Origin of the sequence: Caulobacter mirabilis (assembly GCF_002749615.1) — a bacterium.
GTDB lineage: Bacteria > Pseudomonadota > Alphaproteobacteria > Caulobacterales > Caulobacteraceae > Caulobacter > Caulobacter mirabilis.
In genome coordinates, this window is record NZ_CP024201.1 from 2520109 (window position 1) to 2538072 (window position 17964).

A 17964-nucleotide genomic window follows, 5' to 3' on the forward strand; every position below is an offset into this window, starting at 1 on the left:
CTATGTGGCAGCAGACATTATTCTCTAAGAGAACAGCTATCGGCGGCATAGCGGTCGATGAGTACCATACGCTGACCAGCGGTGCAGGCGCGGATTGGGATGCGATGTCGTCGATCCAGCGCGCTGGCCGGGCTCATGGGGAGCCAACCTGCTTCGTGGCGAAGCTACCAAATCGACTGCTAGTGGGCGTTATCGGTAAGGTCGGGGATATCTTCGGGAACGACAGCAAATTCGCCTACGAGGCCGTTCAGGGGAAGCGCCCGATCCATTTCACTCACATTTTCGGGTCATCAGAGGCTCGCGTGCTGCCCGATCTACAGGAACTGCTCGCCAAGCAGCGCTCCTCCTTCGAGGAACTATTGGAGCGAGCGCACGCTACGCCGGGGAAGATTGATGCGCCGCCGATGCAGCTCAGCCCGAGCGCTCGCGCGGGGACGGATTGGGCTGAGTTTCTGACCAAGCCGGAAAGCCGAACCCATGGCGCGCTGTTTTCATTGGACGGAAAGCTCCTCAAGCGGGTCGAGCTCTCCGCCCCTGGCCTGACGGAGGGTCGGGAGCTCCCAAAAAAATTCGAAACGGCCCGGCAGGGCCCGAGCTTTTACAAGGTCACCGCGATCGTCGTGGGAGCAGCGGTCGCGATCACAGTGGGCGCATACCTTTGGAAGAAAGCCCACGACCAATCAGCCGAGAATACTCGCTCCAGCCAGTCGAGATAGATGAACGCCACCCGCCCCATGGCTGGTGGCAGCGGCTCTTGCGGTTCTTCGGGTTGTAAGCTGTGCTATGTTCTAAGTGCTCGCCAAGGCGGTCGGGGAGACGGAAATGCCAGGGCCCACACGTGAGGATGTGCTGAAGGTATTTGGCGGCAGTGCCATTGAGCAGCCGATTGCAAATCCGGCCGAGAGGCACGCCGCCCCCTCGGCGGCCGGCTTGGTCGAAGGCGACCTGCCTATCCCCGACATTCTATCCCCGCTCACCATCCCGACTGTCGGCGAGATCGATGTGCAGGTGCTTGCTGGAGATAATCTGGACGCGATCAGCATCGCCGAGCGCAGCGAACCGATAGTCGATCCTGTGATCGCTGAGGTAATCAGTGAAGCGATAGGCGCGACGATAGCTGTGGTGACCACTGAACTGATCTTGCCGACTCCTGCCGGGCCAATCGCGCCGGCCATTGGAGCGGCAACTGGTGCTGCAGTGGGCACGGCGGTGAAAGTTGCGCTTGGGGACGAGGTCGAGGTCGGTCCGGGCACCGATCCTCTTTTGGACCCGATCTAGGAAGACAGCGGCTCCCTAGCGATGAAGGAGGTTAGGTGCGCAGGCAGTGCCGCCATGGCGCTGGCGACGCTTGGTGATCCCGCGCCGCCGCTGACGCATACCGCGACCGGCATGCTGCGGGGCTGAGGTTTCGGCCGCTTCTTCATGGCCCAGCGCACCGCTGCGATCACGACCAGCGCGGCGGACCCCAGCCAGAAGAGCGCGACCGGGCCCTGCATCGCGGGGTCTGACGCGCTGTCGACTGCCAGCCAGGCGAGGACGCACCAGGCGGCCACGCCCAGCATGATGCGCCGCGGAACTGGCGGCGACGCACGGCGAGCACCGCCCATCGCATCCCACTCGCGTTTCCAGGCGGTGTAGGCGTTGACCCGGTTCGCGGCGCGGAAGGCATAGCTGCCGGCGACGACCCCAACGGCGGCGAGGAAGAACGGCACCTGGCCCAGGAACCAGCCGATGAGGCCAGTGGCCGCGAGGATGGTGAGGACAAGCGCGCTGGCAGGATTGCCGAACAGCCATTCGACGGGCTTGGGCGATCTCATTGCTGGAACTCCACATGCAGGTAGTTGCGGGCGCTATCGGCGAAACGGCGGCCGGCGGAGAACCACAGCGCGGTGACCCTTCCGCGGTTGGCGGGACCGCCGGTCACGAGATCCCGCGCGAAGGTGGCGGGTTCGATCTCGTGGTCCATGGTTTCGCTGAAGCCGCGGCTGTGGCTCGTGCCGTCGTTGACGCCGCGATTGCGACCCCAGCTGTCGCCGGTGCTGTAGCTGGAGCTCGACGACCAGTTGGAGCTGCCGTTGCCCTTGCTGTCGGTGGAGCCGCCGCCGCCGCTAGTGCTGCTCCAGGACTCGTTCTCGCCGGCGTTCATGCCCATGGACGAGCCGTAGCTTTCGCCGCTGCTTTGGTTGTAGCGGCGTTGCAGGGAGCGGCCGATCATGTCTGACGCCCAACGGTTGGTCTCGGGGTCGGCCGAGTTGTGGAAGACCTTGGTGACGAAGTTGGCCAGCAGCATGTCGGCGCGGTGCTTGGCGTGCTCGCCGCCCATCTTGGCGTAGTAGGTCGGCAGCGACTGCGTGAGGAAGACGGTGCAGGCCTTGGCCGAACGGCAGGTCGACTGGAAGTCGGTGTCGAAGGCGTTGACGAAATACTGGCTCTCGTCGGCCCAGAGGAAGACGGGCCGATCGCGGTGCTGGGTCTCGAGCGCGTTGCGCGCCAGCACCGCACGCTGCCACATGAACTTGAAGAGCTGCTGGGCGATGACGCCGTCTTCCGACCAGGTGAGCGCCGACATGTCGAGAATGATGATCGCGCCGTGGAAGGTCATCTCGGGCACGAGCGTGGTTTCGGTGCAAAAGGCGCGGTGCAGCCGGCCGCGATTGAAGCGGTCGAGTGTGGTCGACAAGGTGATGGCGATGTTGCCGCGCGTTTTCGGATCGAGCTGGGCGTACTCGTTGCGCCAGTAGCTCGCGGTCTTCTCGAAGTCGCCCTCGGCCATCGGCATGACCGGGTTGCGGTGCGCGGCGGCGAGCGCCTGATACATGAAGGAGGTCGACTGCCAGTCGGCATCGTGAAGCTGGTCGAGGTTGACAGGCGCGGTGCTGACGAAGCGAATGATGTCGGGGATGCGCACGGTTCCGGTCGCGGCGTAGAGGACCGGAATGGAGTTGCGCAGCAACTGGCGCGTGGCGTCTTCCCAGAAGGACTCGCCGGAGCGGCCGTCGCCCTTGGAGAGGCGCGCGGCATCGACGATGCGCATGAGGCATTCGACGACGCTGCCGATGCCGTCCTGCCCCTGACGGGCGAGCTCGTAGGTGAGGAAGTTAAAGGCCCCGCCGCGATCGCCGAAGAGGACGACGGAGTTCCCCCGCCCGTTCTCTTTCGCGTAGCGCTGCCAGAGCTCGACCTCGTCGGGCTTGGCGGCCAGGACCAGGCCGCCCATGCCAGCGCGCAGATAGGCCGAGGCCAGCACCTTGCCGCTGCCCGAGGTTTTGCCGGAGCCGATGCCGCCGAAAATATGGACGCCCTGGCAGGCATCGCGAAGCGTGAAGTAGTCGCTGCCGGACAGGCGCAGCAGGCGCGTATCGAGCGCGCTCACGTAACTCATCGAAATCCCCCGATCCGCGAGTGGCGTTCCCTCGGGGAGTTAATGCGCTGGTAGGTCGCAGAAACAACGACACACTACCTATGAGAGTCTTTCTGTGCGGGGGTGCAGGTAATGGGCGAGCGCAAGGTGCTGAACGCGATCGGCGATGCCATCGCGGATATTCGATCGACACTCATCGATCGCGGCTGGTTTGGGCAGGAAGCGCGGATCCGGCAGCAGTGGAACGAGCTTGGCTACAAGAACGACGAGGGGCCGTCGCGCTTCCTCGGGCCCGAGCATTTCGTGTGGCCGGAAGGGTCGAAGGGCCATGAGAAGTACGGCTCGTTCGAGCGGGATTGGGCTCCGAGAGAGCCGGCCGAACGCGCCCAACAGAACCAGGACATCGAGATCGACCGCTAGATCGTCACCGCATCGAGGGGGAGCACGATGCAATATCAAGGCATGCCACTGCCGGTGTGGGCGAAGTTCACGATCTGCATCGTGTTCGACCTCATCGACATGACGTTCGGGCGGGCGATGCTCGGCGTCGGAATTCTCACCGACGTGGGCAATGCGCTGATCATGTTCTGGCTGTGGGGGCCGACCGGCCTACTTGCGGCGTGGGAGGCGGCGGACGTCACCGAACAGTTCGACGGGTTCGTTCCGACCAACACGATCCTAGCGTGGGCGGCGCACAAGAAATCGGTATCGACCTAGCCGCTTCGACGCCGTCTGAAGCAACCGCATCATGACGGCGTGGGGAGACGTTGTCGCCCTCAATCGCGACGAAGCCTAGAGCCGAAGGAACACCACTAGCTTGACCGCTGGATGTTCGAACTCAGCGTACCGATCGAGCGCGCCGACACAGAAAGCTCCACGCCGTTAGCCCATTGGAAAATTGCACGACCTACGGCTTACTCGGCCCTATGCACTTTGATTTTCGCAGGACCGACATTCATGCCCGCCTCTGGGCGGCTGCCTTCCTGTCGGTGGCGATGTTCGGACCGCTTGCGCATGCCCAGCAAAGCTCGGCCCCAAGACCATCAAGAGACATCACGCAACCGCCAGATCGCGTTCACGCCGCGCAGGCACGCTATGTTGATCAGTTCATTGTGGATTTCAGCGCAGGTTCAGCCAGCAATCCTTTTGGCAAAGGCTACCGTGAACTTACCCCGCAAGACTTTACACGTACCATTCCAGATCAGAGTGACCCTACCAAACGAATTTATGTAATTTCGGATGGAGATCTAAACGGCATTCGTGCAATTTTTATCTACGAAAATTATGACCTGATTGACCAGATCAAACCCACCCGCATGACCCGCGCTGAATTCTCCCGCGGCATTTTGCGCGAAGCTGCCCGCCGTGGTGATGCGATGGATTATTACGAGCGCCGTCTTCCGTTCGGCGTCGATGCTGTCACCGTCTCGCGCCCGCAGGAAGCTGCACCGGAGCGCCGCGTGACCGTCACCGAAAACCCAGCTTTCATTACCGCACGCGACACATCGGTGGGTATTTTGCGCAACCGCAATCTCGGTGCGGTTACCGTGCAGCCGGACGTGATGGAACAAACCGGCCTGCGCCCCGATCCGCAAGGTCGCCCGGTAGGTTTTGGTATCCAAACCGACACCGCCGCCTACGACCTCGGCTACACCATGGGCGCGGCACCGCAAAACCGCCCGAATGGCGGCACACCGCTCGCATTATTGTTCGACCAGGGCCGCGAACAAATCACCTACGGCTATTGCGTCGCCACCAACGATATCTACGCCCAGAGCGGTCGCACCATCGACCAGCGGGAGGCGTTCTCTGTCGGATGGCTGCAAGCTCTTCAAGACGCTCGTGCCAGCTTCGAACCGACCAACGCACGCATTGGCGTGTTGGATACTGTGTGTCCGGCAACGGCGCCACCGGTAACCGACAATGCTCGCCTTATGCTTGCGATCCGCAGTTGGACCGACATGGGCGTCACGCACAGGATCGAGCCGGGAGCGCCGCCTCGCTAGTCGACGTGCGGCGATAACGGGGACGCCGTCTGAAGCAACCGCATCATGACGGCTTATCGAACGTACGCTCATCCCACAGGCGCGCGGCGAAGCTGCGTTCTTCGTCGCCGACAGCCTGCTGGTAGATCACGGTGGAACGTGGGCTCGCATGGCCTAGCCAACGCTGCGTCAGCGCAGTGGGCACATCGTGCTCGGCGGCGCGCACGCCGAAGCGATGGCGCAACCCTTTGGGCATGGCCTGCCCGCCGGTGATGCCAGCTGTCGTCATCACACGTTTGATGCGCCGCCAACCGGTCTGTCGGCACCAGGGCCAGATCCGTTCGTCTGGCCCGAGCCGATGTGCGAGGTCGACCAACTCGGCCATCATCGCGGGCGGTATGGGAACCGCGCGAAACACCAGGCGGCGGCGCTTCAATGTACGGAACACGATGTGACCGCGTTCGCGATCGAGCCGGCTCGGCGAGAGCTCCAACGCTTCGCTGATCCGGCAGCCGCTGGTGGCGAGTACGCGGCAGAGAGCGCGGGTCAACGGATCGGCTTTTGCCGCCTCGGCGAGAAAGCGGCGCCCCTCATCGCCGGTGAGATACTTTCGCTGGCCTCGACAATCAAAGAGGCTGAGGGGATCGGACTGATCTGCTCGGCTGACGCTCACTCAAACTCCTGCTGGCGAGGCGTCGCAACGGAATGGGCTATTCGGTTGCAACCCCTCGCTGGACTGCGCAGCTGGCCGCACCTTTTCCGCTCTGCCTCGGAAACGCACCGGCTCACCGCACCGTGTGTAGTTCAACGATAACAATTGTGTAGGAGTGCGCCCGCCTGCAACCGAATAGCCCATAGTGTTGAATCCACCTGACGCTTTTCAGCTCGGGTGAGGCTTCGTGGCCAGGAACTTCTCAGCAGTTTTTGCCGTCCTGGCGGTGCTTACAGCAGCTCCGCCGGCCGACGCGACACAGGCCGGTGCGAACCAACTCGCCTACAATAGCGCCATCAAATGCCTCGTCGCAAACAGTAGAGCGAAGAGCATGCGCCTACGGGTTGGCGATGAAACCGGCGCAGCGCGCTATGACACCCAGGCACGGAAAACGTTCGATGTGGCGGTGCGGCTGGGGCGCGGCATTGGGCTGTCGAACGAGCGGATCAATGGCGACCTCGACGCAATGATGGATCGAGAACTGCCACTGATGGTGCAGGACAACGCGTACTTCCGCCAGACGGTCGCTGACTGCCGCACCATGGGTCTGATGTGATCTAGGCGATGCCGGCTTGTGGGCCGGGCTTGGCGCTCTGCGTTACGCCGTGTCCGCTTTGGGACTGATCGGCGACGGTCACACCGGCGGACCGCAAGGACGCGAGAAGCGCCGGATCAATATTGGAGTTCGGTGCGATGTCGTCGAGCGGGTCGATATTCTGTGCTGAAGGCGCGGTATTGCCCCGTTCTCTGCTGCCGCGGCCGATTTGCGCCTCCAGAGCAGTTTCGGCACGGCCGAAGCGTTCATCCCAACGTGCATAGTCTGGGCTTGCGGTCGCGCCATGCGCGCCAGCGTCACGCAACTGGTCGCGCGACAGACGCACGGCGCGCAGATCGCCTTCAGGCGTGCCTTCAGCTTTGGCCCGTTCAATCTGCTGCTGACGTTCGGCCTCACGCTTGCGATAGGCCTCTTCTTCCTCGGCGCTGCTGAAGCGCAGGTACGGGTCGAAGATGCGGTCGCGATAGTAGGCATCAGCGAACTCGTTGACGGCGGCGCGGGCTTCGGTGCGAGCGACATCCAGCGCGGAAGCCGAACGGTCGCTGGTCAACGCTGAGGCGCGGACCTGTTGGGCGACGTTGGTCGCGGCGGTGACGCAGGCGACGATTTCACCACGAAGCGCCGCTGCGCTGACGGTTCCTGAAGCCAGGCGGCGTTGGAAACCGACCAAGTCAGTCATCTGCGCTTCGGCTGCGGCAAGCAACTCGGCTCCGCCGGCACGGCGCAGTTCCTGAATTTGGCTGGTGAGTTCGGTTTGGGCGTTGAGTAGCTGCATCAGCAGTTCAGCGCGGAGGCTAGCCTCCGAACCAGCGGGCGAAGCCTGCTGGTGGCGCACATTGCTGTCTGTAGGGTCGCCGACGATACGCTACTCCAATTGGGTCATCGTAGCGGTCAATCGTTAGGATTTCGTTAAGCATTTGGCAGCTCTGCCCAGGCTAACCCGTTCCGGTTCAAGGGTTTCCTGGCCCCACGCGGCATGCGCAGTGGGGATTTCGGAAGGTGGCTAGGGCTGCGTTTCCGCAAGGCGCTCGCTTCATTCTTGCAGCTTCGCCCGCCAGGGGCGGCTATCGGCCTGTGCGGGAACGCCATGGACCCAACGCCCAAGAGTTCCTCATCCCGCGCATTCCGCGCGGGGCCAAAGGAGGAAACCATGACCTATACCGAGATCGCTCTGTGCATCACCGCCGCCGCTCAACTCATCGCCGCGGTCGCAGCCCTGATCAGCGTGGTGCGAGGCTCCCCTTAGGGAGGGCTAAGCGTATTCCAACTAAGCGGCGGCTTTGACCGGTGCTAGAAGCTTAGTGACTAAATAGCGCCAAGGAAGAGAACTACAGTGGAATGGCTGGAACAGCACGAAGCCTTGGCGGGCTGGGCGCAATTCCTCGGTGCCGTGCTCGCATTGTTCCTGACGTACATCACCGCATTTGCTCCCACTTGGCGTCGTAAGCGACAGCTGCGGGACGAGGCAATGCGCTTGCTCATGCATGGGTACGAAGTGATCGAGAGCTTTCATCGAACCTCGGCGCACTTTGCTCCGTTCCAACTCTCCCTGCGCCAAGCAGCTCTCAGCATGAACGCAGCCATTGAGGATCTGGGCCGGTTTCCAGTTTACGAGCTGGACAATAATTTCGGCACGATGTCGCTGGCGCGACGTCTCATGACGATGCGCATGACCGTCGCAGCCGCGAAGCTGTTCCTCGACCAGGCGGCGCAGGATATCGGCGATAGGACGGCCACGGCCGAGGAACACGAGTTTTTGCGGGAAATGGTCGGGCAGCAGCTCAAGATGGCCGAGAACCTCCTGATGAACCGGCAGATGGCACGACCGGAGTGGCCCGCGCCCGGGGCCGCGGAGACCGCATAATCGAGTGGATTTTTGGTGGGCGATGGCTGCGCCCGTTCGGTCGCTTGACGCCACCGGTTCGGCTCGTTCGATCCGCCCCTTCGCCAGCGGGCAGCACGGCCAGTTCTGGCCTTTCGCTGCCCGCTAGAAAGAAGGTGGTGCGGCTAGAGGGACTCGAACCCCCACGGTTGCCCGACGGTACCTAAAACCGTTGCGTCTACCAATTCCGCCATAGCCGCGGAGAGGCTCGTCTATAGCCGAGCCAGCAGTGGGGGCAAGGAAATCGTCGCCCTAGATCGGAGCGGCGGCATCTTGCTCCATCGCCGACATGGGCGGCACCGGCCGGCCTTTGGCGACCTTGCGCTGTGCCTTCGGGCGCTGGAGATTGATGGCCGTCGTGTCGATCCGATCCTTGATGTGGGCGGCGTAAAATTCCTCGATCATCTGGACGCTGGTGCGGCAGTTGTTGGCGATCTGATAGATGTTCGCGCCTTCCATGAGGCGCATGGAAATGTAGGTGTGGCGAAGGCTATAGGCCGTCCGCACGCGGCCGTCGCGGTCACGCTTGAGGCCTTCCTCACGCAGGATGTTGTTGAAGGCGTCGCGCCCGAACTTCGGGAAGAGACGGATGTAGGGGAGCTGTTTCGTGATCTCCTCGTTCGTCATACCGGCCTGACGAAGCTCTTCGGCCCGTCGCTCCACGAGCCGTTTGTAGGGAAACACGGCGCCCGGCATGGTCTTGCAGTAACCGACGCCGGTTTTGCCGCGCACGTCGATCACTAAGATGGTCTGGCCAGTGGCGAAGTCGTCCTCGATGCAGATGTCCCGGATTTCGAGCCGAGCTGACTCGTCCGGCCGAAGGCCACTGTTGCCGACGAACAGGACGTAGTCGTGTAGGTCCTGATAGCGCTTCTTCCAGCCGCGCCGGCCGTCGCTACTCTCAGCACGTCGGCGCGTCGCGGTGTATAGCTGCTTGTACTCTTCGGGTGAGAACCATGCCCGCCGCTCGCGCTTGCCCTGGGTCATGTAAGGCATGGTGAGGTTGGGCAGGTGTGACAGCCAGCCTAGACCTTCGGCGTGCTTGAGCACCTGCCGGATGTGCACGATCTCCTGGTTCATGGTGCTGCGCGAAGGCGGCTTGCCCGTCCGAGCGATCGTCTCCTCGGCCCGCGCAACACGGTAGGTCTGCACGAGGCCGCGATTGACCTCCGGCAGCGGTGTCGTCCCGAAGAAGGGGACGATATGCCGCTTCATCCGAAGGTCGAGCAGTTCGATGTACTTCGGGCTGCGGACCGTCGCCGCGAGCACGCGGGCCTGCCGCATGTAGTGGTCGGCGGCTTCGCCGAAGGATCGCTCCTTGGGCTTGATCTCGCCATTTCGGACCATGCCGCGCAAGCGGAGGTACCATTCCTCCGCGACGTCCTTGGCACGGTCGAGATCCTCCTCGCCGGTGCTCTCGCGGAAGCGCTCGCCGCCAACGCGGGCTGCGCATTGCCAGGTCCGCCCCTTATCGCGCCGGTAAACCTGTAGCCGGCCATCAAACATCGTGTGCGTCGTCACTCTCAGCCCCCTCTGCCGGGGGTAAACCCCGGCTGCGTTCCGACTTCGGCCGCGCTAGCGGACACTGTGTCCACGATGTGTCCAGGCATTTCAACTGAAGCGCGATCGTAAAGTCGTTGTTTTTATAGAGGTTTTCCTCTATTGGGGCTTTGTAGCACCAGATTTAGGTTCCAGCGCCGAGAGGCGTGGAGGTTCGAGTCCTCTCATCCGCACCATTCTCCCGACTTGCCCCGCGCCGCCGCTGCGATAGCGTGCCGCCTTCGGTTTCGGGGAGAGCCTCCATGCATCGTCGTCAGTTCCTGCAGGGCGGCTCGGCCCTGGCCGCCGTCGTCGTCGCATCCTCGGCGCGGGCCCAGCCCGCCGCGGGGACGGAGGACGCCAGGCTTCGAACCCTTCTCGACGCCTTCTGGGAAGAGGATCTCGACGCCGGCCCCGAGGGCGCCACCTCCATGGGCCTCGATGTCGGCAAGCGGGCCGCCCAACGGGGGCAACTCACCGACCAGAGCCGCGCCGAACGGGATCGCTGGGTCGCCGCCCACAAGGACCGCCTCGCGCGGCTGAAGGCGATCGACCCCGGCAAGCTGTCGGCCGCCTCGAAGATCGACCGCGAGGTGGTCGTCTACGCCTACGAGCGCATCGCGGCGGGCGGAACCAAGTACCGCTTCGGCGAGGGGCCGGCGGGCTTCGACTACGCCCCCTACTCGCCCTATGTCGTCAGCCAGCTGAGCGGCGTCTACCAGGCCGTGCCGGACTTTCTGGACTCCGACCATCCGGTCAGGACCGTCGAGGACGCCGAGGCCTATCTGTCACGGCTGGAGGCCTTCCCCAAGGCGCTGGACGCCAACACCGAGTCGCTGAGGATCGACGCCGCCGCCGGCGTGCTCGCCCCGGACTTCGCCCTGGACGCGACGCTGGGCCAGCTGACCCGGCTCGCCGGCGCGGCGCCGCTCGACAGCGGCATGACCCAATCCCTGGTGAAGCGCACGACGGCTCTGGGCCTTCCGGGAGACTGGCGGACGCGCGCCGCCAAGATCGTGCAGGACAAGGTCCAGCCCGCCCTCGCCCGCCAGATCGCCGCCCTCCAGGCGCTGCGGCCGAAAGCGACCGGCGACGCCGGGGTCTGGAAGCTGCCCGACGGCGACGCCTTCTACGCCGACGCCCTGGCCTTCCAGACGACGGTCGACCGTTCGCCCGAGGACACGCATCAGCTCGGCCTGAAGCAGGTGGCCGAGCTGACGGCCCAGATCGATACGCTGCTGAAGGCTCAGGGCCTGACCGCGGGCACGGTCGGCGAAAGGCTGACGGCGCTGTCGAAGCGGCCCGACCAGCTTTGGCCGAACACCGACGAAGGCCGCGCGGGGCTGATCAAGTCGCTCAACGAACAGACCGAGGCGATGCGGGCCAAGATGCCCCAGGTGTTCCGCACCCTGCCCAAGGCGGAGGTCGAGGTCGTGCGCGTGCCGCCGGAGATCCAGGACGGCGCGCCGAACGGCTACGCCACGCCGCCGACGTTGGACGGCTCGCGGCCGGGCCGCTTTTACATCAACCTCAAGGACACGGCCGAGTGGCCGAAGTTCACCCTGCCCAGCCTCACCTACCACGAGGCCCTGCCCGGCCATCAGTGGGAGGGCGCGATCGCCATGATGTCGACCGACACGCCGATCCTGCGCCGGATCGGCATCGGCTTCGCGGCCTACGGCGAGGGTTGGGCGCTCTACGCCGAACAGCTTGCGGACGAACTGGGCGCCTACGAGGGGGATCCGCTCGGCAAGATCGGGCTGCTGCAGTCGCTCCAGTTCCGGGCGGTGCGGATCGTGGTCGACACCGGGATGCACGCCAAGCGCTGGACCCGCCAGAAGGCGACCGACTACATGGTCGAGATGACCGGCATGCCCCGCGGCCGGGTGCAGCGCGAGATCGACCGCTACTGCATCTGGCCGGGCCAGGCCTGCGCCTACAAGATCGGCCACACCGAATGGGTCCGGCTGCGCGAGGAGGCCAAGGCCCGCGCCGGCGCCCGCTTCGACCTGAAGACCTTCCACGACGTCCTGCGCGGCGGATCGATGCCGCTGGTCGTGCTGGAGCGGGTGGTGAAGGCGACCTTCGCCTAGGCCCGGTTCAGCGGGCGGCGCCGGCCCGGTCGAGCGCCGCCCTGATTTCGGGGTCGACGATCCGCTCGAAGCTGAGGGCGTCCAGCACGCGGTCCCGCGTCGGATAGGCGCCGGTCGAGAACACCACGACCGGCTCCTTGTCAGAGAGACCGCCGCTGTTGAACCGGAACCGATAGCCGCATGTCGTCATCGCTGCGGAGTCGATCACTTCGAAGGCGCGCAGCGGCGGTGCGCCCTTCAGCGCCGTCGAGGGCGTGAGGATCATCGTGCGCTCGAAGCCATTCACGTCGACCATAACGAGCCGCGGCGGGCGCGGAGGGCCGTCGCGCCTCGGATCATAGCGCGGCGCTTCCGGCGGTTCCGGCTCGGCCGCGGTTGCAACGAAGACGCGGTCGGCCTGGGTCCAGAGGTCGCGCTGTGTCCGCAAGGCGCTGGCCTGGGCCTCGCTGCGCCAGCGCGCCTGCGCCGCCTCCGCTGTCTCGCCCGGCAGCGGCGCCTCCATCACGCAGGCGACAGCGCTCCCCGTCGACAGGAAGGTCGCCGCGGCCAGCAATCCCGGGAAAACCGATCGTCGCCCAAACCCCATAACGCATGGACGCGCGGCGAACGGCGTTCGTCAAGCGGCGGCGGTGAGCGCGCTACTTCTTCATCCATGGCTTGGACTTGCCCGCTTCCATCCCCGCGCTCTGGCGCGGCCCCAGCTTGCCGCGCGGCGGCTGAGCCTTGGCGGCCGCGGATTCCTTCTTGAGGCGCAGAGCCTTCTGGGCGGGGGTCTCGTCGCCGGTCGGCTTGTCGGTCATGGGTCTGTGCTCCGGCGGACTGCGGCCCGGATTCGTCCGGACCGCCCGGCCTATACCTCGGCGGCGCGCCCGGCCCTAGCTAGGCCGGGGCGATCGCCGCAAGAACGGCCGGCAGGATGGTCCCGAAATAGGCCTCTGCCGGAACATTGCGCGGCGGCGGGACAGCGGTCTTGTGGACCACCACCGCTTTCAGGACCGGGGCCACGGTGATGAACTGGCCGAAGGCGCCGCTGGCGGTGTAGGCGCCGCGCAGCGCGGCCGGCCAGCGCGGACCGTCGAACACCCACCAGCAGCAGCCGTAGCCAAGTCCGTCGATGAACGGCGAGTCGCGGGCGACCTCGGCCGCCGGGGTGATAAGACGCGTGGTCCGTCGCACCCAGCCGGCCGGAAGCACCCGCCGCCCGCGCCAGGCGCCGCCGTCGAGCATCAGCTGGCCCAGCCGCGCCATGTCCCGCGCCGACAGGGCGAAATGCTGGGCGGGATGGTCCGACAGGCCGGTGTCGTTGCGGCTCTGCTGCAGGTCCGGCGCCCAGTCCTCCAATCCGATCGGGGCCGCGATGTCCTCGGTGAAGGCCCGGTACAGCCCTCGGCCAGTCGCGCGCTCGAACACCGCGCCGAGGGCGTTGAAGTCCCAGTTGTTGTACAGGAACCGGCTTCCGGGCCGCACTGTCCCTCGCGCCGGGGCCCGATCGGTCGCGTCGCCGCCGTTGGCGGCCGGGTGATAGACGCCCGAGCGGGATCGGAGCAGGTCGATCACCCGGGCTTGGCGTTCCCGGGGCAGCAGCCCGCCTTTGTCATCCAGCCCGATCTCGGCCAGGGTCGCGTCCAACCGGATGTCACCGCGCGCCGCCGACGGCCCGTAGAGCATCGACACCAGGCTCTTCCGGGCGGAGGCGAGATAGCTGACCTGGCGGTCGTCGCCCCAGGTCCAAGCCCGCTCGCCCCCGATCAAGACCACCATGGCGGTGGTCTGCCGTCCCTCGAGGCTGGCCTCGAGAGCCGCCCAGCCGCCGCCCCGCCCAGGTGGGTGGAAAGGCGGAACGGCGAACACGGCCGCCCCCATCGCCCGGCGGAGAAAGCCCCGCCGATCCTGCAACGTTGCGCTGTCGACCGGCATGGCTCCTCCCCGTTTGCGGCGCCTTAGAACGCCAGACCCATCCGCCCCGACCAGTCCGGTTTCGCGAACGGAGCCGCGGCTTCGTGAACGGGGTTGGAGGGGACGATCAATCGAATCCCGTGTTAGCCAGGGGCATGGCAGGAGCCGCGATCGAGTTCGTCGGGGTCGAGAAACGCTACGGCGGACGCTCAGCGCTCGCCGGCGTCTCCCTGGTCGTTCCAGCTGGCCAGTTCGTCGCGCTGGTCGGCCCCTCCGGCTCCGGCAAGACCACCCTGCTCAAGACCGTCAACCGCCTGATCACACCCGACGCCGGACGCGTGAGCCTCGACGGCCGGGACGTCGCGGAGGGGCCCGCCCCTGCCCTGCGCCGGCGGATCGGCTACGTCTTCCAGGAGGTCGGCCTCTTCCCGCACCTGAGCGTGGCGGAGAACATCGGAATCACCCCGCGCCTGCTCGACTGGTCGGCCGAGCGGACCTCGGCGCGCGTCGCCGAGCTTCTGGACCTGGTCGCCCTGCCCCCGGCCTTCGCCAGCCGCGCCCCCGCCGAACTTTCGGGCGGCCAGCGCCAGCGGGTGGGCGTGGCTCGGGCCCTCGCCGCCGAGCCTGGCGTGTTGCTGATGGACGAACCATTCGGCGCTCTGGACCCGATCACCCGCGACAGCCTGGGCGGCGACGTCCGCGCCCTGCACGATCGGCTGGGCCTGACCACGGTGATGGTCACCCATGACATGGCCGAGGCGGTGTTGCTGGCCGACCGCATCGTCGTCCTGCGCGACGGCGTCGTGGCCGCCGATGGCGCGCCCGCCCGCCTGCTCGAGTCCGTGACCGACCCCGAGGTTCGTGCGCTGATCGAGACCCCGCGGCGGCAGGCGCGCCGCCTCGCCGAACGGCTGGGCGACGGCGCATGACCGATCCCTTCCAACAGGCCCTGAAACTGCTGCCCGAATATCTCGGCTGGCATGTGCTGCTCAGCGCCTCGGCCCTGCTGCTGGGACTGGCGATCAGCCTGCCGATGGCCATCGCCGCCGTCCGCAGCCCCAGACTCCGCTGGCCAGTCCTGGCCGGCGCCGGCCTGATCCAGACCATCCCCAGCCTGGCGCTGCTGGCGCTGTTCTTTCCACTGCTGCTCGCCGCTTCCCGCCTCGCCGAAGCGCTGTTCGGCCAAGGCTTCTCCGCGCTCGGCTTCCTGCCGTCGCTGCTGGCGCTGACGCTCTACTCGATGCTGCCGATCCTGCGCACGGCGACGACCGGTCTTCTGGGCGTCGACCCGGCGGTGCGCGAAGCCGCCGACGGCGTCGGCATGACGCCGGGCCAGCGCCTGTTGCGCGTCGAGTTGCCCCTGGCCATGCCGGTGATCATGGCCGGCGTGCGCACCGCCGCGGTCTGGACCATCGGCGCCGCCACCCTCTCCACCCCCGTCGGCCAGACTAGCCTCGGCAACTACATCTTTTCCGGGCTTCAGACCGAGAACTGGGTCTTCGTGCTGTTCGGCTGCGCCGCCTCGGCCGTGCTGGCGATCGTGGCGGACCAACTGCTGGGCCTGATCGAAGCCGGAGCCGCGCGCCGAGACCGGCGACGGATATCGGCGGGCCTGGCCGGCCTGGCGCTGGGCGTCGCGGTCGCCGTGGCGCCGCTCGTGGCCGGCGGCAAGCCCGCGGCCTATGTCGTCGGCGCCAAGAACTTCTCCGAGCAGTACGTCCTCGCCGAACTGATCGCGGGTCGACTGGAACGCGGCGGCGCCCAGGTCCGCCGCAAGGAGGATCTGGGCAGCGCGGTGGCCTATCGGGCCCTCGCCGCCGGAGAGATCGACGTCTACGTCGACTATTCCGGCACCCTGTGGAGCAACGTCCTGGGCAGGACGGACAATCCCGGCCGCGCCGTCGTGCTCTCCGAACTGACCAAGCAGTTGCAAGCCCGCGACGGCGTGGTCGTGCTCGGCTCCCTGGGCTTCGAGAACGCCTACGCCTTCGCCATGAAGCGTGACCGGGCCGAGGACCTGGGCGTCGCCGACCTGGCCGGCCTGGCCCGTGCGGCGCCGCATCTGAAACTCGGGTCGGACCTGGAGTTTCTGTCGCGGCCGGAATGGAAGGCGGTCGATGCGGCCTACGGCCTGAAGTTCCAGAGCAGGCGCTCCTACCAGCCGACCTTCATGTATCGCGCTCTGGGCGGCGGGGATGTCGATGTCATCTCGGCCTTCTCGAGCGACGGACGCATCGACGCCGACGGCTTGGTCGTGCTGGCCGACCCCAAGGGGGCGCTGCCGCCCTACGACGCCGTCGTGCTGGTCTCGCCGAAACGGGCCGGCGACCGCCGGCTGCTGGCGACGCTGCGGCCCCTGATCGGAAAGATCCCGGTCGAGGCGATGCGGTCGGCCAACTACAGCGTCGACCGCGACCGCGGAAAGATCACGCCGGCCGAGGCCGCGCGGCGGCTCGAACACCGGCTCGGACTGGACTAGGCGCGGGCGGCGTAGAGATCGCGCAGCACGGCGCTGGACAGCTGCGGCAGATCCTCGGCGATCAGCCCAGGCCCGTGGCGGCGCGCGCATTCGGCGTGGATCCAGGCGCCGGCGCAGGCCGCCTCGAAGCTCTCCATTCCCTGGGCGATCAGTCCGGCCACGAACCCCGCCAGCACGTCGCCCGAACCGGCCGTCGCCAGCCAAGGAGCGTCCTCGACGTTCACCGCCGCTCGGCCGTCCGGCGAGGCGATCACCGTGTCCGCGCCCTTCAGGATTACGATCGCGCCCGCCTTGACCGCCGCCTCGCGCGCGGCCGCGAGCCGGTGCGGCGCCCCGTCCAGCAGCCCAGGGAAGAGCCGCTCGAACTCGCCGGGGTGAGGCGTCAGCACGTCGTCGCGGTCCAGGGTCGCGAACAGTTCGCCGGGCCGGTCGCGGAAGACGGTCAAGGCGTCGGCGTCGACCACCATCGCCGCGCCGGTGTGTGCGAGCGCGAACAGATTGCCGCGGGTCTCCGGCGTCACCCCCGCAGCGGGTCCGATGACCACCGCGTCAGCGTTGTCGGCGCCCTCGACCAGCTGGGCCTCGTTGTCGAAGGCCCGCAGCATGATCGCCTCGAGATGGGCGGCGTTCACCGCCACGGCCGAGGGCGGCGAGAGCACCGTCACCACGCCGGCGCCGATGCGCAGGCCGGCCCGCGCCGCCAGGCGGGCCGCGCCCGTCTGGGTCTGCTGGCCGCTGACCACCGCCAGCCGACCGCGCACATGTTTGTGGGACGCGCCGGTCGGCCACGGGAAGCGCTCGCTCCACAGGGCCGGCCCATTCTCCCGAAGCGGCTGGGCGGCGTCGGCCAGACCGATGTCGGCGACCAGAACCTCGCCGCAGGCCGCACGGCCGGGCTCGAGCACATGGCCGATCTTTCGCCGATGGAAGGTCACGGTCAGGTCCGCGCGGAAGGCGGCGTCGCCTCGAACCTTGCCGCTGTCCCCGTCGACGCCGCTGGGGATGTCGATCGCGACCACCCGTCCTCTCATCGACCGCGACAGTCGAGCCAGCCGAACAGCCTCGCCCTCCAACGGCCGCGTCAGACCCGCGCCGAACAGCGCGTCGACGATCAGGTCGGCGTTCCGCCCGGCCTCGCCGGCCTCGAACGTCTCGCCCCGCCACTTCGCCGCCATCGCCCGGGCGTCGGCCGTCGCCGGCGCGCCGACCGTTTCGACCCAGACGGTCCACCCCCGCCGCTTGAGCAGCCGCGCCGCCACATAGCCGTCGCCGCCGTTGTTCCCCGGCCCGCACAGCACCGCCACGCGGCAGGGCTTGAAGCGCGCGCGGATCGCCTCGGCGACCGCGGTCCCGGCCCGCTCCATCAGCACCAGCCCCGGCGTCCCGGCCGCAATCGCGGCGCGATCGGCCGCGGTCATCTGTTCGACGGTCAGGATCGCGGGCGCGGTCATCGGGCCTCCC

19 protein-coding genes and 1 tRNA gene are annotated in these 17964 nt (G+C 66.7%); 10 read left to right on the forward strand and 10 right to left on the reverse strand.

All coding sequences use genetic code 11. From position 1 onward, the window contains the following. The first annotated feature begins 2 nt into the window (after positions 1–2). Both CSW64_RS12230 and CSW64_RS12235 read left to right on the forward strand, forming a co-directional pair. Positions 3–716, forward strand: a complete 714-nt coding sequence (locus tag CSW64_RS12230) for a hypothetical protein (RefSeq protein WP_099622377.1) — start codon at positions 3–5, stop codon at positions 714–716. A gap of 106 nt (positions 717–822) precedes the next feature. Continuing rightward, positions 823–1278 (forward strand): hypothetical protein, encoded by a 456-nt coding sequence (locus tag CSW64_RS12235; RefSeq protein WP_099622378.1) that lies wholly within the window; start codon positions 823–825, stop codon positions 1276–1278. On the opposite strand, the gene CSW64_RS12240 is transcribed toward CSW64_RS12235, so the two are convergent. Both CSW64_RS12240 and CSW64_RS12245 read right to left on the reverse strand, forming a co-directional pair. After that, on the reverse strand, positions 1275–1817 hold the full coding sequence (locus CSW64_RS12240) for a hypothetical protein (RefSeq protein ID WP_099622379.1): 543 nt from the start codon (positions 1815–1817) through the stop codon (positions 1275–1277). The genes CSW64_RS12235 and CSW64_RS12240 overlap by 4 nt on opposite strands. Next, the gene (locus CSW64_RS12245) at positions 1814–3382 is read right to left on the reverse strand and encodes a type IV secretory system conjugative DNA transfer family protein (RefSeq protein WP_099622380.1); all 1569 of its coding nucleotides are present in this window, start codon (positions 3380–3382) and stop codon (positions 1814–1816) included. The genes CSW64_RS12240 and CSW64_RS12245 overlap by 4 nt, the downstream gene beginning before the upstream one ends. 111 nt (positions 3383–3493) lie before the next feature. Between CSW64_RS12245 and CSW64_RS12250 the strand changes: the two genes are divergently transcribed. The 3 genes from CSW64_RS12250 to CSW64_RS21810 all read left to right on the forward strand — a co-directional run bounded on the left by CSW64_RS12250 (position 3494) and on the right by CSW64_RS21810 (position 5367). Continuing rightward, entirely contained in the window at positions 3494–3781 is a 288-nt protein-coding gene (locus tag CSW64_RS12250) for a hypothetical protein (RefSeq protein ID WP_099622381.1), read from the forward strand. Positions 3782–3808: 27 nt separating this feature from the next. After that, a complete protein-coding gene (locus CSW64_RS12255) occupies positions 3809–4078 on the forward strand; it encodes a hypothetical protein (protein ID WP_150131395.1) in 270 nt (89 codons plus the stop codon). Positions 4079–4287: 209 nt separating this feature from the next. Further along, a complete protein-coding gene (locus CSW64_RS21810; protein WP_150131396.1) occupies positions 4288–5367 on the forward strand; it encodes a hypothetical protein in 1080 nt (359 codons plus the stop codon). A gap of 43 nt (positions 5368–5410) precedes the next feature. Here CSW64_RS21810 and CSW64_RS12265 read toward each other — a convergent pair whose 3' ends face one another. Then, positions 5411–6019: a tyrosine-type recombinase/integrase gene (locus CSW64_RS12265; RefSeq protein ID WP_099622384.1), complete on the reverse strand. Its 609-nt coding sequence runs from the start codon at positions 6017–6019 to the stop codon at positions 5411–5413. A gap of 226 nt (positions 6020–6245) precedes the next feature. On the opposite strand from CSW64_RS12265, the gene CSW64_RS21815 reads away from it, so the two are divergent. Next, positions 6246–6614, forward strand: a complete 369-nt coding sequence (locus tag CSW64_RS21815; protein ID WP_150131397.1) for a hypothetical protein — start codon at positions 6246–6248, stop codon at positions 6612–6614. A gap of 1 nt (position 6615) precedes the next feature. Here CSW64_RS21815 and CSW64_RS21820 read toward each other — a convergent pair whose 3' ends face one another. Then, positions 6616–7389, reverse strand: a complete 774-nt coding sequence (locus tag CSW64_RS21820; RefSeq protein WP_150131398.1) for a hypothetical protein — start codon at positions 7387–7389, stop codon at positions 6616–6618. A gap of 558 nt (positions 7390–7947) precedes the next feature. On the opposite strand from CSW64_RS21820, the gene CSW64_RS12275 reads away from it, so the two are divergent. Further along, positions 7948–8478 (forward strand): hypothetical protein, encoded by a 531-nt coding sequence (locus CSW64_RS12275; RefSeq protein ID WP_099622386.1) that lies wholly within the window; start codon positions 7948–7950, stop codon positions 8476–8478. Between the two features lie 135 nt (positions 8479–8613). Here the strand turns inward: CSW64_RS12275 and CSW64_RS12280 are convergent. Then, positions 8614–8696, reverse strand: a tRNA-Leu gene (locus CSW64_RS12280). Between the two features lie 52 nt (positions 8697–8748). Continuing rightward, positions 8749–10017 carry a site-specific integrase gene (locus tag CSW64_RS12285; RefSeq protein ID WP_245863682.1) on the reverse strand — a complete coding sequence of 423 codons (1269 nt, stop codon included), beginning with the start codon at positions 10015–10017 and terminating at the stop codon, positions 8749–8751. A gap of 281 nt (positions 10018–10298) precedes the next feature. Between CSW64_RS12285 and CSW64_RS12290 the strand changes: the two genes are divergently transcribed. Beyond that, the gene (locus tag CSW64_RS12290; protein WP_099622388.1) at positions 10299–12128 is read left to right on the forward strand and encodes a DUF885 domain-containing protein; all 1830 of its coding nucleotides are present in this window, start codon (positions 10299–10301) and stop codon (positions 12126–12128) included. Positions 12129–12135: 7 nt separating this feature from the next. Here CSW64_RS12290 and CSW64_RS12295 read toward each other — a convergent pair whose 3' ends face one another. From CSW64_RS12295 to CSW64_RS12305, 3 genes are all read right to left on the reverse strand, one after another. Beyond that, positions 12136–12681: a hypothetical protein gene (locus CSW64_RS12295; protein WP_099622389.1), complete on the reverse strand. Its 546-nt coding sequence runs from the start codon at positions 12679–12681 to the stop codon at positions 12136–12138. Positions 12682–12766: 85 nt separating this feature from the next. Then, positions 12767–12928 carry a hypothetical protein gene (locus CSW64_RS22025; RefSeq protein WP_099622390.1) on the reverse strand — a complete coding sequence of 54 codons (162 nt, stop codon included), beginning with the start codon at positions 12926–12928 and terminating at the stop codon, positions 12767–12769. 79 nt (positions 12929–13007) lie between these two features. Next, positions 13008–14045: a serine hydrolase domain-containing protein gene (locus CSW64_RS12305; protein ID WP_099622391.1), complete on the reverse strand. Its 1038-nt coding sequence runs from the start codon at positions 14043–14045 to the stop codon at positions 13008–13010. A gap of 134 nt (positions 14046–14179) precedes the next feature. Between CSW64_RS12305 and CSW64_RS12310 the strand changes: the two genes are divergently transcribed. Both CSW64_RS12310 and CSW64_RS12315 read left to right on the forward strand, forming a co-directional pair. Continuing rightward, complete coding sequence (locus tag CSW64_RS12310) at positions 14180–14953, forward strand: ATP-binding cassette domain-containing protein (RefSeq protein WP_099622392.1); 774 nt, start codon at positions 14180–14182, stop codon at positions 14951–14953. Continuing rightward, complete coding sequence (locus CSW64_RS12315; RefSeq protein WP_099622393.1) at positions 14950–16503, forward strand: glycine betaine ABC transporter substrate-binding protein; 1554 nt, start codon at positions 14950–14952, stop codon at positions 16501–16503. Before CSW64_RS12310 ends, CSW64_RS12315 begins: the two co-directional genes overlap by 4 nt. Here CSW64_RS12315 and CSW64_RS12320 read toward each other — a convergent pair. Continuing rightward, entirely contained in the window at positions 16500–17954 is a 1455-nt protein-coding gene (locus CSW64_RS12320) for an NAD(P)H-hydrate dehydratase (protein ID WP_099622394.1), read from the reverse strand. The genes CSW64_RS12315 and CSW64_RS12320 overlap by 4 nt on opposite strands. Positions 17955–17964: the final 10 nt, after the last annotated feature.